The sequence below is a fragment of the Rhodoferax sp. P1_F3 genome, assembly GCF_056405715.1.
Window position 1 is genome coordinate 57,875 of sequence record NZ_JBFUBO010000002.1, and the last position, 16,308, is coordinate 74,182.

The window sequence follows — 16,308 nt, forward strand, 5'->3', positions numbered from 1 at the left end:
GGGTTTGCGCACTTGGCCAGAATTGAATTTTACTTTTTCACCCCGAGCTACCCCAAATGATCAACGTCACCATCGAAAACTTTGACGCCGAAGTCGTCGCCGCCTCGCACCAGGTCCCGGTCTTGGTCGACTTCTGGGCGCCCTGGTGCGGCCCCTGCAAGGTCATTGGCCCGCTGCTCGAAAAGGTCGAAGAAGAGTACGCCGGCCGCTTCAAGCTGGTGAAGATTGATTCCGACCAGGAGCAGCAACTGGCCCAGGCCTTTGGCATCCGCAGCATCCCCACCTGCGTGCTGATGATCAACGGCAAACCAGCCGATGGCTTCATGGGCGCAATTCCCGAGAGCAAGATCAAGGAGTTTCTGGACAAACATGTGCCGACTGAGGCAGTGCTGGAAGCCGAGGCCGACGCCGAAGACGCCCAGGCCCTGGCGGCCGCTGGCGACCCGCAGGCCGCGCTGAACAAGCTGCTGGAAGCACTGACCATCAACCCCGGCAATGACGACGCACGCTACGACTACGTGCGCCTGCTGATCGAAAACGACCTGCTGGAAGACGCCGAGGCCGCGCTGGCGCCCAAGCTCACCGAGATTCCGCGCCAGCTGCGCTTCGAGGCGCTGGGCCAGTTTCTGGACGCCATCAAATTCGTGGTGACCGACGACCGTGGCCTGTGGACGCCGGACCAGTTCGACGCCCTCATTGCCACCAACAAGCGCGACTTCGACGCCCGCCTGGCCAAGGCCCGTGTACTGATGGTGGGCGGTGACTGGACTGGCGCCATGGACGAGCTACTGGAAATCATCATGCGCGACAAGGCCTGGGGCGACGCCGTGCCACGCAAGACCTTTGTGGCGATTCTGGAACTGCTGACCCCAGCCAAACCCAAGGCCAACCCCGCTGACGCAGGCAAAACGGCCGGTGGCATTGAGGTGGTGGGCAAGGTAGTGGCCGAGACCGATCCACAGGCCCAGCTGGTGGCCACCTACCGCCGCAAACTCAGTATGGCGTTGAACTGAGTTTCAGGCCCCCCCCGGGGGCGCCCTGTTGCGGAAGGGGCAGATTTGCAGTACGGTGCATCAGGCATTTCGCACACCACAGCGTCCCCCTGCTCCCCTTCGATGCAACATCCTGTCCGTATTGGCTTTGTGCACCTCAATGCCCTGTGCTGGACGTATTTCCATTACCACCTGCAGATCTGCAGCAAGCCGCTGGGCGTTGAACTGCTGAACCGGCCTGTTCGCTCTCTGCAGGGTCAGATAGCAGAAATCCGACAGCTGCTGCAGGAGGGCATCCAGGTCCTCATCGTGCGACCCGTTGCCACCGAGCAACCTGACCTGATTGCGGTTTTGCAGGAGGCACGCAAGCAGGGTATGCATGTGATTGCCGTGGACGGTTCCCCGGGCGGGGAAGACCCTTTTTTAACCATCAGCGCCGACAACTTTGCGGGCCAGTTCGCGATGGCGGACTATGTCTGCCAACATCTGGAAGGCCGCGGCAAGGTTGCCTACCTGCAGGGCGACCAGCGCATGGAGGCGGGGCGGTTGCGCACCCGGGGTTTTTTGCGCGCGCTGGAAAAGTACCCGGATATCCAGCTGGTTTTTGATGGCGCACTGGACTGGAGTTCGGAAACCGATTTGCGTACCCAGGCTGTGGCCCTGACCCGTGAAGCCCTGACTGCCCACCCCGACCTCGTTGCGATCGTGAGCACCAGTGACGAGGCTTCACTGGGCGTCAACGAGGTACTGACCCAGGCAGGGCTGGTCCACAAGGTGCTGGTCACGGGCTTCGACGCCATGCCCGAAGGGCTGATGGCCATCGCCCAAGGCCGCATGCATGCCTCGGTTCACCAGCCGCTGGGCCGCATGGCCGAGACTGCCATCCAGGCGGCGCTGCAGATGGTCCAAGGCATTAGACCGCAGAACCACCAGGTGGTGCTGGACACGGAAATCATCCTGCCCGAAAACTTGGGCGCTGCCGCGCTGCGCGCACTCAGCATCTTTCCCAGCATCACCCAGGATCTGGTCACCCGCAACCAGGAGCAAAAGCAAAGCAACGCATTTTTGGAGACACTGGTGGACAACATCCCCACCATGCTCTACGTGAAGGAGGCAAAAGACTACCGGTACATCCGTGTGAACAAGGCCCGCGAGGCGTGGCTGGGCGTCCCACGCGACCAACACCTGGCCAAAACGGTGTTTGACCTGTTTGGCGAAGAAGACGCCAAACGGTATTGGCTGGAAGACCATACGGTAATGGAATCCGGCATTCCACTGGAGATACCGGTCGAAAGAACCGAGGTGCCTGGCTTCGGGATCCGGTACCTGCACACCCGGAAAATTCCGATTTACGATGAGCAGCACCAGCCCGCCTACATTCTCTGCGTAGCCGATGACATTACGGAACGCACCCGTGCAGAGGCCATGCTGGAACAACACACCACCGATCTGGAGCGTGCCAACCAGGCCTTGCTGGAGAACCAGCGCATGCTGGTGAATTCGGAAAAGATGGCCGCACTGGGCGCGCTAGTGGCAGGTGTGGCGCATGAGCTCAATACCCCCATCGGCAATGCCATGCTGGCCGCCACGACCCTGAAAGACCAGTGCCTTGCCTTCGCAGAACAAGTCAGCAAGGGCATCACGCGCACGGACCTGCAGCACTTTCTCGATGCCATTGGCAACGGCTCGGACCTAGTGGAGCGCAACCTGGTGCGCACAGCACATTTGATTTCGAGCTTCAAGCAGGTGGCAATCGACCAGTCGAGCTCTCAACCGCGCAATTTTTTGCTGGCGTCGGTGGTGGAGGAAACGCTGTTGCTGCTCTCCCCCACCCTGAAGAAGACCGCGGTGACGCTGGAACGCGCCATCCCCGATGACATTGAAATGCACAGCCACCCTGGGGCGCTGGAGCAGGTGCTCATGAACCTGATCAACAACGCGGTGATCCATGGGCTGGACGGACGGGTGCAGGGGCACATCCGCATTCAAGCCCACATGCAGTCACCGGGTTGGATTCGGCTGGCGGTGGAAGATGACGGCGTGGGCATCGCACCCGAGAACATCCAACGCGTGTTCGATCCATTTTTTTCTACCCGCTTTGGCCGGGGTGGATCGGGCCTGGGCCTGAGCATCACCCACAGCCTGGTCGAACACACCCTGGGTGGGAAAATCGAAGTCCGCAGCCAGGTGGGCCAAGGGGCCCACTTCGACATTACCCTGCCGCTGCGTGCGCCCGCCGTTCCTCTGGAGTAGCAGGACTACTTGGCAGCCTCTTTTGCCTTCAGCCACGCGGTCATCATCGCAATCTCCTGCTTTTGCGCGCGAATGATGTTGCGGGCCAGTTGCTTCACCTTGGGGTCTTTGCCGTACTTCAACACCACCTCGGCCATGTCGATGGCACCCTGGTGGTGAGGAATCATTCCAGCCAAAAAGTCGCGGTCTGCGTCACCCGTCAGGGCCACCGACATGTCCTTGTGCATCTTGGTATTGGCCGCTTCATAGGCTACGCTGGAAGGCGACGTGTCGCCACTGGCTGCCATGGTGTGGCCGGCGTGCGGGTCTGCAGCCTGTGCCCACGCACCCGGTGCCAGCAGAGCGGAAGACAGAGTCACGGTCAAAGCGGCCACGGTGCGGCCTAGGTAAATATGTAGTGTCATGGATTCCTCAATCCCTGCAAAGCGCAGGTGTTGGATAGACCGCATTGGGCGGTCAAGGTTCCTGCCTGCGTTTGCGCTGGGTCAAGAATCCGTCAGGCGGCGTGGCGGTGCGGTGCCCCGCTGGCAGCGGGATAGCGCTCGGTGGCCAGCACGCGCTCGGCGTTCAAGCTGCGGATGGGAATGTCCACATCCTGTGGGATGCCGCCGCTGAGCTGCAGCGCCATGTAACGGCCGCAACACACGCGCAAGAAGGACGCGAAGTTGTCCACCTCGCCACGCTCCTGCACCAGTTCGTCATAAAGCTTGGTACAGAGCTGCGGCACGCTCATGCTGTCTCGCCTGGCAATTTCGTCCAAGACCCGCCAAAACAGGTTTTCCAGTTTGATGCTGGTGGCCACGCCGTGCAACCGTACCGAACGGGCGCGGCTCTCATAAAGCGTGGGGTCGGCGCTAATGAACACTTGGCACATGGACTGTCTCCTGCAGTGGGCTGTCCCGCATGGTGCGGGCCAGCCCCCAGGCCGTCAATGGGAAATACGCGTGCCCAGCAGCGCCAGAAACTGCGCAATCCAGGCCGGGTGCGCGGGCCAGGCGGGTGCCGACACCAGGTTGCCATCGGTGTACGCGGCGTCGATGGCAATGTCCGCATAGGTGCCGCCCGCGCGCTCCACCTCCACGCGGCAAGCCGGGTAGGCCGAGCAGGTGCGACCCTGTAGCACACCGGCACCTGCCAGCAGTTGGGCGGCGTGGCACACCGCGGCCACAGGTTTGTTGGTGTCGAAAAAATGCTTCACGGCAGCCACCACCGCAGGGTAGGTGCGCAGGTATTCGGGGCCACGGCCACCGGGAATCACCAGCGCGTCGTAGGCCTCGGGCTTCACGTCGGCAAAACTGGCGTTCAGCGTGAAGTTGTGCCCAGGCTTCTCGCTGTAGGTCTGCGCGCCCTCAAAGTCGTGGATGGCGGTTTTGATGGTGTCGCCCGCCTTTTTGTCGGGGCATACCGCATGCACCGTGTGGCCCACGGCTAGCAGCGCCTGGAACGGCACCATGGTTTCGTAGTCTTCGCAGTAGTCACCGCAAATCATGAGAATTTTTTTGCCCGCCATGTCAGTCTCCTCATTGTGTTGAGGAGGCCATTGTTGGCAGCGCCGCGCGGTGGTGGGTGTTAGCCGGTTACTACATGCAAATGGTTCAGACCGCGGTAGGCTGGGTTGTGCGCCCACTGCGGCAGGGCGTCGGCCAGGCGCAAGCCGGGCAGGCGCTGCAGCAGTTGGCGAAAGGCGATTTCGGCCTCCATGCGGGTGAGCATTGCGCCTATGCACACATGGGGGCCCGAGCCAAACGACACCGAGCCGCCATCGCGCCCGACAATGTCCAGCCGGTCTGGCTGTGGGTGGCGCGTCGGGTCGCGGTTGGCCGCACCGATGAGCGGCACTACCAGATCGCCGCGGCGCAGAGTGTGGCCGTGCAACACCAGCGTGGTGGTGACCCGGCGGCCCGTGTACTGCACCGGGCTATCAAAGCGCAGCAGCTCGCGCACCGCACTAGGCAGCAATGCAGGCTCTTGCTGCAGTCGCTGCCATTGGTCCGGGTGGCTTAGCAGGGCCTGCAGGCCATTGCCCAGCAGGTTACGCGTGGTCTCGTGGCCGGCGAACAGCAGCATCGCGCACTGGGCCAGCAGTTCTGCATGGTTATGAATCTCGCCGGCCGCTTCAGCCTGCAACAGGCGGCTGACCAGGTCGTCCCCGGGCTGCGCGCGGCGCCGGGCCAGCAGGCCGTCGAAATAACGACCCATGGCCAATAGGCTGGCCTGGGCGCGACGCGCTTGGGCATGGGTGGGCAGTGGAGCGCCAATGAAGCTGGCCAGGTCGTCGGACCAGGCCGCGAAGTCGGCGTTGGCCGCATCTTCAATGCCCATCATGTGGCCAATGACGCGGGTGGGCAGAGGCCGGGCCAGGGCCTGCATCACGTCGAAGGACAGTGCGTCCTGCACCACGTCCAACAGCTCGGTCACCGTCTCTTCGATGAAGGGCGCCAGGGCCTGCAGCACGGCGGGTTTAAAGCCCGCGTTCAGCACCTTGCGGATGCGGCCGTGGTCCGGCGCGTCCAGAAACAGCATGGCCCGCGCAAACAGCTGCTGAAAGCCGGCCAGCTCGCCAGATGCCTGCTCGCGGTCCGTCACCCAGCCGCCGGTGCGCTGGGCCGAGAAGCGTGGGTCGCGCAGCACCTGCTCCACATCCGCATGGCGGGTGAGCAACCAAGCACCACCAAAAAATTCGGTGCTCCAGTGGATCGGGCCTGCTTCGCGCAAGGCCTGGTAGGCCGGGTAGGGGTTGGCCAGAAAGGCGGCATCCACCCAAGGAGGCATTGGCATCACAGGAGCGATCGGTGCCAGCCAGGTGCGGGATGCTGGGTAACCCACAGCGAACGACGCATACGACCTGGAGGGCTGTGGCTCAGGCCGTCAGGCGCGTCAGCGCCTCCTGGTACTTGGCCGCCGTCTTGGCAATCACTTCATTCGGCACGCGAGGAGCCGGAGGCGTCTTGCTCCAGGGCTTGCCGTCCACCAGGACCTGCTCCAGCCAGTCGCGCACAAACTGCTTGTCGTAACTGGGCGGGTTGGTGCCTTCCTGGTAGCTCTCTTGCGGCCAGAAGCGGCTGGAATCGGGCGTCAGCACCTCGTCCATCAGCGTCAGCGTGCCGTCCTTGTCCAGGCCGAACTCGAACTTGGTATCGGCAATGATGATGCCCTTGGTCAGCGCAATCTCTGCCGCAGCCTTGTAAATCTGGATACTGAGGTCGCGGATCTGCGTGGCCAGGTCCAGGCCGATCATTTCCACGGTCTTCTCGAAAGTGATGTTCTCGTCATGGTCACCCACTGCGGCCTTGGCAGCGGGGGTGTAAATGGGTTCGGGCAGTTTGCTGGCGTTCTTCAGCCCAGCAGGCAGCTTGACGCCACACACCGCGCCGTTCTCCTGGTACTCCTTCCAACCACTGCCGGCCAGGTAGCCGCGCACCACAGCCTCAACCGGCAGGGGCTTGAGGCGCTTGACCAGCATGGAGCGGCCGGTGACCTGCGCCACTTCGGAGGGAAGCACCACGCTTTCGGGGGCGTCGCCAGTCAGGTGGTTGGGGCAGATGTTGGCGCCATTGGGGCCCAGCTTGTCGAACCAGAACAGCGCCATCTGCGTGAGCAGCGCGCCCTTGCCGGGAATCGGCTCGCCCATGATCACGTCAAACGCGGAGAGGCGGTCGCTGGCCACCATGAGGATGCGGTCGTCGCCCACGGCGTAGTTGTCACGCACCTTGCCACGGGCAAGCAGGGGAAGGGACAGGGCAGAGGTGTGCAAGGCAGAGGTCATGGCATCCAACAAGTAAAAGGGCTCTGCCCCCACGCGGGAAGGCAGAGCCCTCGATTATCGCAATTTGCAGGAACGGCCGGGTTATTGGACGACTTGCGCCAACTCGCCACGCGCATATTGCCCGGCCACGACCTGCAGGCTGTGGCCCTTGATGCTGGCGGCCTGGCCTTCGCAGCCGAACTCCATGTAGCGTTGTTTGCACAGCTGCTTGGCGGCTTCGCGGGCGGGTTTGAGCCATTCGCGGGCGTCAAATTTCTCAGGGTTCTCCACCAAAAACTTGCGCACCGCGGCCGTCATGGCCATGCGGATATCGGTGTCGATATTGACCTTGCGCACGCCGAACGGAATGGCACGCTGCACCTCTTCCACCGGCACACCCCAGGTCTGGGGCATCTTGCCGCCGTACTGGTTGATAGCGGCCAGCAGGTCTTGGGGTACGGCGCTGGAGCCGTGCATCACCAAATGGGTATTGGGGATGCGACGGTGGATTTCCTTGATGCGTTCAATCGCCAGGATGTCGCCCGTGGGCTGGCGCGTGAACTTGTAGGCGCCGTGGCTGGTACCAATGGCAATGGCCAAGGCGTCCAGTTGGGTACGCTTCACAAAATCGGCAGCTTCTTCGGGATCGGTCAGCAATTGCTCGCGAGTCATGGTGGCGTCGGTGCCGTGGCCATCTTCCTTGTCGCCCTTCATGGTTTCCAGCGATCCCAGGCAGCCCAACTCACCTTCGACGGTGACACCCAGCTTGTGGGCCATGTCGACCACCTTGCGGGTCACTTCCACGTTGTACTCGTAACTGGCAATGGTTTTGCCATCGGCTTCCAGTGACCCGTCCATCATCACGGAGCTGAAGCCAAGGTCAATGGCGCCCTGGCACACGGCGGGGCTTTGACCATGGTCCTGGTGCATGACCACGGGAATCGTCGGGTAGCTTTCCACCGCGGCCTGGATCAGGTGTCGGAGGAAATGCTCGCCTGCGTATTTGCGGGCGCCAGCGCTGGCCTGCATGATCACGGGAGCGCCGGTTTCCTTGGCGGCCTCCATGATGGCCTGGACTTGCTCCAGGTTGTTGACGTTGAACGCCGGAATCGCGTAGTTGTGCGTTGCCGCGTGGTCGAGAAGCTCGCGCATCGAAACGAGTGCCATGGATGTCCCCAGGAAGTTAAAAACTCGCAGCGGCAGATTTGGTAACCGCTTGGTAACTTGTACCGTTGTCGGATTCTAACTCCCGAGGGTTAACCCGGATTTGGACGCAAAAAAGGGGCCTGCAGGCCCCTTGGGTGTCACGTTGAACAGGCTTAGTTCACTGCGCAGATTTTCAGCATATTGGTACCGCCGGGTGCGCCCATGGGTTCGCCGCAGGTGATGGCGTAGATCTCGCCCTTTTGCACAATGCCACGGGTCTTCAAGTGCTTTTCAGCTTCCAGCAGCGCGGTGTCGCGGTCGGCGCTGGAACCCATCAGGAGCGGGCGCACATTGCGGTACAGCGTCATCTTGCGCTGGGTGGTGACCTTGGGGGTCAGCGCATAGATGGGTACATGGATCAGGTGGCGACTCATCCACAGCGCGGTGCTGCCGCTGTCGGTCATGGCCACGATGGCCTTGGCACCTAGGTGGTGGGCCGTGAACAGTGCGCCCATGGCGATGGACTGGTCAATGCGGGTGAAGGTCTTGCCGGTGAAATCGGCATCCAGCTTGACGTGCTCGCTGCCTTCGGCGGCCAGACAAATCTTGGCCATTTCGATCACCGTTTCCAGCGGGTACTTGCCGGCGGCGGTTTCGGCCGACAGCATCACGGCGTCAGTGCCGTCGAGCACGGCGTTGGCCACGTCGCTCACCTCGGCACGCGTGGGCACGGGGTTGGTGATCATGGATTCCATCATCTGCGTGGCGGTGATCACGACCTTGTCGTGCTCGCGGGCCAGCTTGATCATGTGCTTTTGCAGCGCAGGTACGGCGGCGTTACCAACCTCCACCGCCAAGTCGCCGCGGGCCACCATGATGCCGTCCGAAGCCAGCAAGATTTCCAGCAGGCGGGGGATGGCTTCGGCGCGTTCGATCTTGGCGATCAGGCCGGGCTTGTGGTTGTATTCGGCCGCCGCCACGTTGCACAGCTGGCGTGCCATTTCCATGTCGGTGGCGTTCTTGGGGAAGCTCACGGCCACGTAGTCGGCCTGGAAGCTCATCGCGGTGCGGATGTCCTCCATGTCCTTGCCAGTCAGCGCGGGAGCGGTCAGTCCGCCGCCTTGCTTATTGATGCCCTTGTTGTTGGACAATTCGCCACCCAGCTTGACGGTGGTGTGCACCTGCTCGCCCTTCACCGCGTCCACGGTGATCACGATCAGGCCGTCGTTCAACAGCAGCACATCGCCAGCACTCACTTCAGAGGGCAGTGCCTTGTAGTCCAGGCCCACAGCGTTGATGTCGCCGAGCTCCACGCGTGCCGCGTCCAGAATGAATTTTTGACCAGGCTCCAGGAACACCTTGCCTTCAGCGAACTTGCCCACGCGAATCTTGGGACCCTGCAGATCGGCCATGATGGCCACTTCGCGGCCGGCGCGTTGCGCGGCTTCGCGCACCAGGCGGGCGCGATCGATGTGGTCTTGCGCCTTGCCGTGGCTGAAGTTCAGTCGCACCACGTTGACGCCGGCACGGATCATTTGCTCCAGCAATGCGGGGTCGCTGGAGGCGGGTCCGAGGGTGGCAACGATTTTGGTGGCGCGACTGGGCATGAAACTGTCTCCTAGAGTGAGTTACCTATTTTCACATGCTTGTTTGTACCTTGGTTACATGGCAGGCACAAGAAAAGACGAGCGGGGGTTAGCCCGGAGGGCACAAAACCACCGCCCGTGGTTGAATAACTCCCCCACCCGCCGCTTGCCTGCCATTTCCCATGAACGCCCCCGCCACCCACGCCGCTGCGCTGCTGGACAGCACGCACGGCAAGCCCAAGCTGTTGGTGGTGGACGACCAGCCCATCCACATCCAGATGCTGGTGCAGGCGTTTGCCGAGGACTACCAGGTGTTCATGGCCACCTCGGGCGAGCAGGCGCTGGCCGTGTGCCAAAGCAACCCGCCCGACCTAGTGCTGCTGGACGTGCTGATGCCGGGCATGGACGGCTTTGCCGTGTGCCGCCAGCTGAAAGCCCAAGAGGCCACCTCCCACATCCCCATCATCTTTGTCACCGCGCGGCCCGATGCCGGCCAGGAGACCCATGGCCTGGGCCTGGGGGCGGTGGACTTCATCTCCAAACCCGTGAACCCCGCCGTGGTGCGCGCCCGCGTGCACACGCACTTGACGCTGAAGTTCCAGTCCGACCTGCTCAAAAAACTGGTGCTGCTGGATGGCCTCTCGGGCGTGTTCAACCGCCGCTACTTTGACCAGCAGCTGGCCACCGAGTGGGCGCGTGCGGCACGCAGCGGCCTGTCGCTGTCGTTGGTGCTGCTGGATGTGGACCACTTTGGCGCCTACAACGAACGCCACGGACACCAGGCCGGCGACGATTGCCTGCGCCTGATTGCGGTGACGCTCAAGGCCGTCTTGCGCCGTCCGGCCGATGTGGTGGCGCGCTTCGGAGGTGAGGAGTTTGCCTGCCTGCTGCCCGACACGTCACACGAGGACGCCTTGGCCTTGGCGCAGGAGATGGAGCGCCGGGTGCGCCAGCTGGCTCTGCCACGCGGGGGGGCGCATGGCAGCGATGTGGTGTCGGTCAGCGTGGGCCTGGGCACGCGGGTGAGTCCGCACAGCGGCCATGCCAGCGACCTGCTGGCCCTGGCGAGTGCGCAACTGCAACAGGCCAAACAAGGCGGGCGTGGTCAAGTGCGCTATGCCAGCCTGGATACAGCGCCAATGCCGCTCTAGCCAGCGTGGAAGCTGTGCGAGCAGCTTCCAATTTCATAGCAAATTAGGCCGCTGCGCGCTTGGTCAGGATCTCGAATGCGGGCAGAGTCTTGCCTTCCAGCACTTCGAGGAAGGCGCCGCCGCCGGTGCTGATGTAACCCACTTGTTTCTCGATGCCGTACTTGGCAATCGCGGCCAGCGTGTCGCCACCGCCGGCGATGGAGAAGGCGCTGGACTCGGCAATAGCGTGCGCGATCACCTTGGTGCCGTTCTCAAACGCGGCAAATTCAAACACACCCACCGGGCCGTTCCAGACGATGGTGCCGGCCTTCTTCAACTGGTCGGCCAAGGCCTGCGCGGTTTGCGGGCCAATATCCAGGATCAGGTCGTCGTCCGCCACATCGGTGGCGGCCTTGATGGTAGCCACGGCATCGGCAGAGAAGGTCTTGGCGGTGACCACATCGGTGGGGATGGGCACGGCAGCGCCGCGCGCCTTCATGGCCTCGATGACGGCCTTGGCCTGGTCCAGCAAATCGGGTTCGGCCAGGCTCTTGCCAATCTTCAGGCCGGCGGCCAGCATGAAGGTGTTGGCAATGCCGCCACCCACAATCAACTGGTCCACGTTCTCGGCCAGGCTCTTCAGAATGGTCAGCTTGGTCGACACCTTGGAGCCAGCCACGATGGCCACCAGCGGGCGCTTGGGAGCCAGCAAGGCCTTGCTGATGGCGTCCATCTCGGCGGCCAACAGCGGGCCGGCGCAGGCGATGGGGGCGAACTGGGCGATGCCGTAGGTGGAGGCTTCAGCGCGGTGGGCCGTGCCAAAGGCGTCGTGCACAAAGATGTCGCACAGCGCGGCCATTTTCTTGGCCAGGTCTTCGTTATTCTTCTTTTCGCCCTTGTTGACGCGGCAGTTTTCCAGCATCACCAGTTGGCCAGGTTTGACGTCCACGCCGTCGGTCCAGTTGGCCAGAACAGGGATATCGCGACCCATGAGCTCACCCATGCGTTTGGCCACGGGTGCCAACGAATCTTCGGGTTTGAATTCGCCTTCCGTGGGGCGGCCCAGGTGGCTGGTCACCATGACGGCCGCACCGGCGTCCAGCGCCATCTGGATGCAGGGCACGCTTGCGCGTACGCGCGTGTCTTCGGTGATGTTGCCCGCGTCGTCCTGCGGCACGTTCAGGTCGGCACGGATGAACACGCGCTTGCCAGCGACTTTGCCTTGGGCAATCAGGTCAGAAAAACGGATCACTTGCATGGGGGAAACCTCAGGTAGTAGAAAGCGCGCGCGGGGTGCGGCAACACCCGGCATTGTAGAAGTGCGCTGGACTGGACTCGCACGTAACGGCAACGGAACTCGCCGCCGGGCCGCCCCAAGGCGGGTTAGCCCCTCGGGGGGCAGCGACCCGCGCAGCGGCGGAGCGTGGGGGCACTATATCTACCAGCCTAAGCCGATGTGCAGGGGTAGGTAGACTGCCATTCCCGAACCAATAGTGCCCAAGACTGCCTGCCCGGCACCGCGACGCCAGACAAAGAAGGCCAGGCCTGCGGCCACGGCGTAAAGCCGTGCATCCTGCAGCGTGTGGATAGGCACGCCCTTGGTCATCACGATCTCAGGCACGATCACCGCGGACAACGCCGCAATCGGTGCGTACTGCAGACCGCGCTGGGCCCAGGCGGGCAGAGACCAGTCCTTGTCGGTGATGAAGAAAAAGGAGCGCGCAATGACGGTGACGCAGGCCAGCCCCAAGGTGGTCAGCAAGGTCCAGCCATCCGTGGTGCCGACAAAGAAACTGTCCAGGCTCATGCAGGGTCCTTGGGCGCGTGGTGGGGCGGATGCGAGGTGTCGGGGCGCTTGTCCAGCAACAGGCAAACCGTTACCGCAACGGCAATCGCCACCAGAATGTTGAGTTTGAGCGGCAATGCAAACGCCGCCACACCCGCAGCACCGGCCACGCCTGCCGACACCCAGCGTAGGCGGCTGGTGGCCAGCGAGGCCATCATGCCCACCAGCGCCAAAATGCCTGCAAAACCCAAGCCCCATGACGTCGGCACAAAGTTGGCCAGCACCACACCTAGCACGCTGCTGGCGGTCCAACTGAACCAGTTGATACCGCCGTTACCTGCCAGGTACGCCATTTGCGCGGCGCGGCCAGCGTCATCCGTCGCGGGGTGTTGGAACTGTTTGACGAACAGAACATAAGTCAGGTCAGCCGACAGGTAACCGGTAACCAAGCGCTGCCAGCGCGGCAGGTGCATGAGGTAGGGCCGCATGTGCGCGCTGAACACCACAAAGCGCAGGTTCACGCAAAAACCCGTCACCAGAATCACCCACATCGGCGCCCCAGCCATCAGCAGCGGCACTGCCGCCAGCTGCGAGCTGCCAGCGAATACGGTGAGCGCCATGAGCAACGCCTCGACGGTGCTCATGCCGGACTTGACCATGGCCACGCCGGTCATCAGGCCCCAGGCGGCAATGCCAGGTGACACGCCCAGCATGTCCTGAAAGCCACGCCGGAACTCCGGGTGGGTGTAGTTGCTGCGCAGGAAAAACATCAGGAGGCCTCAGGCGCAGTAGGCAGCTCAAACCGCTGGCCGACCTGCAGCGGGCAGCCGCGCAGAAACTCGGCCGCGGGCAGGCGCTTGCCACCGGGACGTTGCAACTCCGTCAATATCGCTATGGAATTCATAGCTGCCACCGCAATACCTTCGGGGGCTAGGGCCACTATTTGCCCTGAATCTGCAGCGGAATGACCTTCACCCACATGCGCCCCCCAAACCTTGATGGTTTCGCCATGGAGCACCGTGCTGGCACCCGGAAACGGGTTGAAGGCGCGCACGCGGCGGACTATGGCGGCAGCGTCCAGGCGCCAGTCAATCGGCGCCTCGTGCTTTTCGATCTTGTGGGCGTAGGTCACGCCTGCTTCGGGTTGCTTCACCGGCTGCAGGGCGCCTTGGGCGGCCAGGTCCAGCGCCTGCACCACCATGGCAGCACCTAGATCGGCCACCTTATCGTGCAGCGTGGCCGTGGTGTCGACGTCTGCAATTGGCAGGCTTTGTTTGAGCAGCATGTCTCCCGTGTCCAGCCCCACGTCCATCTGCATGATGGTGACGCCGGTTTCGGCATCACCCACCTCGATGGCACGATGGATGGGCGCGGCACCGCGCCAGCGTGGCAGCAAGGAGCCATGGATATTCAGGCAACCGTATTTGCCACCGCCAGCCATATCGTCGAGTACCCACTGGGGCAGGATCAAACCATAGGCGGCCACCACCATCACATCGGCCCGCGCGTCGGCAATCGCCTGGCGTGCGGCTGCGGCGTCTTCGGGGTACTTGCCGTCCAGGCGCAGGCTGCGCGGCTGGGCGACAGGAATGGCGTGTTCGAGCGCGAACTGTTTGACCGCAGAGGCCTGCAGCTTCATGCCACGCCCGGCCGGGCGGTCCGGCTGGCTTAGTACCAGGGCGATGGTGTGGCCGGCGGCGTGCAAGCGCTCCAACGCCACCCGGGCAAACTCCGGCGTACCGGCAAAGATGACGCGCAGGGGCCGCGCGGCCCGGCCAACGGTCTGGGTCACTTAGCGCGATTCCTCGCGCTGGGCCTTGATCATCTTGGTCTTGATGCGGTTGCGCTTGAGCGGCGAGAGGTATTCCACGAACACCTTGCCCAGCAAATGGTCCATCTCGTGCTGCACGCACACGGCCAGCAGGCCCTCGGCCTCGATCACGCGGCTGTCGCCCTTTTCGTCCAGCGCCTTCACATGCACGGCGTCAAAGCGGGTTACGCCGTCATAAATGCCGGGCACCGACAGGCAGCCTTCTTCATTCAGGTGGGTGGTCGGGCTGGTCCAGACCAATTCGGGGTTGATCAGCACCATGGGCTGGTCGCGCTCTTCCGACACGTCAATGACGATCAGGCGCTCGTGCACATCGATCTGCGTTGCCGCCAAGCCAATGCCTTTGGCGTCGTACATGGTCTCCAGCATGTTCGTGGCCAACTGTTGGATGCGGACGTCCACCACCGGGATGGACTTGGCCACGGTGTGGAGTTTGGGGTCGGGGTAACAAAGAATCGGAAGTAAAGCCATAGGAAGATCTTCAAAGATGTGGCTATTTTCGCCACTTTTGGGTTCCCTCGCAGCACCAAAGGGCTAAAAACGTTGCCGAATCAAGGGCTTGAGCGCAAAATCGCGCGTAAATTATCAAGTTCCTTCACAGATTCGCACCTTATGACGACACACCTCAAGGCGAAATCCAGCGTGGCCATCGCCGCCCTGGCTGCACTGGCCACTTTGGCAGGCAACGCGACCTGGGCGCAGAACTTCCCGATCTCTGCTGCCCAGAAGCAAACCGCCAACGAAGTGGCCCAAAAAGGTGTGCCGCTGAGCGAACTGGCCGCCAACGCCCCCGACCGTTACACCGTCAAGAGTGGCGACACCCTGTGGGCCATCTCCAGCCTCTACCTCAAGAGCCCTTGGCGCTGGCCCGAGCTGTGGGGCATGAACCTCAACGACATCAAGAACCCGCACCGCATCTACCCCGGCCAGGTGCTGGTGCTGGAGCGCAAAGACGGCATGGCCACGCTGCGCGTGGCCGGCTCAGGTGAGGAGGCCCCCACCGACACCGTGCGCGTGAGCCCCCGTACCCGCTTTGAATCGCTGGCCGACCAGGCCCTGCCCACCCTCAAGTCCCGCATCATCGAAGCCTTCCTGGCCGAGCCCATCGTGGTCGACGAAGCCGGCCTGAAGGCCGCGCCGCGCATCGTCTCCGCCCAGGAAGGGCGCGTGCTGCTGACCCGCGGTGACCGTGCCTATGCCCGCGGCTCCAACGGCGGCCCGCTGATGGATGATCTAAGCAAAGAGCAACAACAGTTCCGCGTGTTCCGCGACGCTACCCCTCTCAAGGACCCGGCCACCGCCGAGATCCTGGGCTACGAAGCCCAGTACGTGGGCAAAGCCACCCTAGTACGCGGTGAGACCACCACCGAAGTCGAGGGCGAAGAAGGCAAGACGGTCAGCGCTATCGTGCCCGCCACCATCGATATCGTCGCGGCCAAGGAAGAAATCCGCGTCGGCGACCGCATGCTGCCCGAGCCTCCACGCGAGCTGACCACCTACGTTCCCCGCGCCCCCGACACCCAGACCACGGGCCGCATCGTGTCGGTCTACGGCAATGCCGTGGCCAATGCCGGCCAGAGCCAGGTGGTAGCCATCAACCGCGGCAAACGCGATGGTATGGAACCCGGTCACGTGCTGGCCATCCTGAAGGACGGTGCCCGCGTGGTCGACAAATCGGATCCCGCCCACCCGCTGATGAAACTGCCTGACGAGCGCAACGGCCTGCTCATGGTGTTCCGCACCTACGACCGCCTGTCCTACGCGCTGATCCTGGAGATCACCGACAGCGTGCGCGTGGGTGACCGTCTGGTCAACCCCAAGTAAGCAAGACACCCGCAC

At 63.0% G+C, this 16,308-nt stretch carries 16 protein-coding genes; 4 read left to right on the top strand and 12 right to left on the bottom strand.

Annotation, left to right across the window (positions count from 1 at the left end; translation table 11 throughout):
* Positions 1 to 56 precede the first annotated feature (56 nt).
* Both trxA and AC1DZ5_RS02935 read left to right on the top strand, forming a co-directional pair.
* Positions 57 to 1,013, top strand: coding sequence for a thioredoxin (gene trxA / locus AC1DZ5_RS02930; protein WP_477885894.1), 957 nt, complete (start codon positions 57 to 59; stop codon positions 1,011 to 1,013).
* 102 nt (positions 1,014 to 1,115) lie between these two features.
* Positions 1,116 to 3,245: a substrate-binding domain-containing protein gene (locus tag AC1DZ5_RS02935; protein WP_477885896.1), complete on the top strand. Its 2,130-nt coding sequence runs from the start codon at positions 1,116 to 1,118 to the stop codon at positions 3,243 to 3,245.
* Positions 3,246 to 3,250: 5 nt separating this feature from the next.
* Here AC1DZ5_RS02935 and copM read toward each other — a convergent pair whose 3' ends face one another.
* The 7 genes from copM to pyk form a co-directional block, all read right to left on the bottom strand.
* Positions 3,251 to 3,649, bottom strand: a complete 399-nt coding sequence (gene copM / locus AC1DZ5_RS02940; protein ID WP_477885898.1) for a CopM family metallochaperone — start codon at positions 3,647 to 3,649, stop codon at positions 3,251 to 3,253.
* Between the two features lie 92 nt (positions 3,650 to 3,741).
* Positions 3,742 to 4,119: a ribbon-helix-helix domain-containing protein gene (locus tag AC1DZ5_RS02945; protein WP_477885900.1), complete on the bottom strand. Its 378-nt coding sequence runs from the start codon at positions 4,117 to 4,119 to the stop codon at positions 3,742 to 3,744.
* 54 nt (positions 4,120 to 4,173) lie between these two features.
* A complete protein-coding gene (locus AC1DZ5_RS02950) occupies positions 4,174 to 4,755 on the bottom strand; it encodes a DJ-1/PfpI family protein (protein WP_477885902.1) in 582 nt (193 codons plus the stop codon).
* Positions 4,756 to 4,814: 59 nt separating this feature from the next.
* Positions 4,815 to 6,023, bottom strand: a complete 1,209-nt coding sequence (locus tag AC1DZ5_RS02955) for a cytochrome P450 (protein ID WP_477885904.1) — start codon at positions 6,021 to 6,023, stop codon at positions 4,815 to 4,817.
* Between the two features lie 82 nt (positions 6,024 to 6,105).
* The gene (locus tag AC1DZ5_RS02960; protein WP_477885906.1) at positions 6,106 to 7,011 is read right to left on the bottom strand and encodes a phosphoribosylaminoimidazolesuccinocarboxamide synthase; all 906 of its coding nucleotides are present in this window, start codon (positions 7,009 to 7,011) and stop codon (positions 6,106 to 6,108) included.
* A gap of 81 nt (positions 7,012 to 7,092) precedes the next feature.
* On the bottom strand, positions 7,093 to 8,157 hold the full coding sequence (fba, locus tag AC1DZ5_RS02965; RefSeq protein ID WP_310343162.1) for a class II fructose-bisphosphate aldolase: 1,065 nt from the start codon (positions 8,155 to 8,157) through the stop codon (positions 7,093 to 7,095).
* 152 nt (positions 8,158 to 8,309) lie between these two features.
* The gene (gene pyk / locus AC1DZ5_RS02970; RefSeq protein ID WP_477885909.1) at positions 8,310 to 9,743 is read right to left on the bottom strand and encodes a pyruvate kinase; all 1,434 of its coding nucleotides are present in this window, start codon (positions 9,741 to 9,743) and stop codon (positions 8,310 to 8,312) included.
* A gap of 161 nt (positions 9,744 to 9,904) precedes the next feature.
* Here pyk and AC1DZ5_RS02975 point away from each other — a divergent pair, with 161 nt between their 5' ends.
* On the top strand, positions 9,905 to 10,873 hold the full coding sequence (locus AC1DZ5_RS02975) for a response regulator (protein ID WP_477885911.1): 969 nt from the start codon (positions 9,905 to 9,907) through the stop codon (positions 10,871 to 10,873).
* A gap of 43 nt (positions 10,874 to 10,916) precedes the next feature.
* On the opposite strand, the gene AC1DZ5_RS02980 is transcribed toward AC1DZ5_RS02975, so the two are convergent.
* From AC1DZ5_RS02980 to def, 5 genes are all read right to left on the bottom strand, one after another.
* Positions 10,917 to 12,110, bottom strand: coding sequence for a phosphoglycerate kinase (locus tag AC1DZ5_RS02980; protein WP_477885913.1), 1,194 nt, complete (start codon positions 12,108 to 12,110; stop codon positions 10,917 to 10,919).
* A 180-nt stretch (positions 12,111 to 12,290) separates the two neighbouring features.
* On the bottom strand, positions 12,291 to 12,659 hold the full coding sequence (locus AC1DZ5_RS02985; protein ID WP_477885915.1) for an AzlD domain-containing protein: 369 nt from the start codon (positions 12,657 to 12,659) through the stop codon (positions 12,291 to 12,293).
* Positions 12,656 to 13,408 (bottom strand): AzlC family ABC transporter permease, encoded by a 753-nt coding sequence (locus AC1DZ5_RS02990; RefSeq protein WP_477885917.1) that lies wholly within the window; start codon positions 13,406 to 13,408, stop codon positions 12,656 to 12,658. Before AC1DZ5_RS02990 ends, AC1DZ5_RS02985 begins: the two co-directional genes overlap by 4 nt.
* Positions 13,408 to 14,397 (bottom strand): methionyl-tRNA formyltransferase, encoded by a 990-nt coding sequence (fmt, locus tag AC1DZ5_RS02995; RefSeq protein WP_477887028.1) that lies wholly within the window; start codon positions 14,395 to 14,397, stop codon positions 13,408 to 13,410. The genes AC1DZ5_RS02990 and fmt overlap by 1 nt, the downstream gene beginning before the upstream one ends.
* A gap of 33 nt (positions 14,398 to 14,430) precedes the next feature.
* Positions 14,431 to 14,940: a peptide deformylase gene (gene def / locus AC1DZ5_RS03000; protein ID WP_477885920.1), complete on the bottom strand. Its 510-nt coding sequence runs from the start codon at positions 14,938 to 14,940 to the stop codon at positions 14,431 to 14,433.
* A 141-nt stretch (positions 14,941 to 15,081) separates the two neighbouring features.
* Between def and AC1DZ5_RS03005 the strand changes: the two genes are divergently transcribed.
* Complete coding sequence (locus AC1DZ5_RS03005; protein WP_477885922.1) at positions 15,082 to 16,293, top strand: LysM peptidoglycan-binding domain-containing protein; 1,212 nt, start codon at positions 15,082 to 15,084, stop codon at positions 16,291 to 16,293.
* Positions 16,294 to 16,308 lie beyond the last annotated feature (15 nt).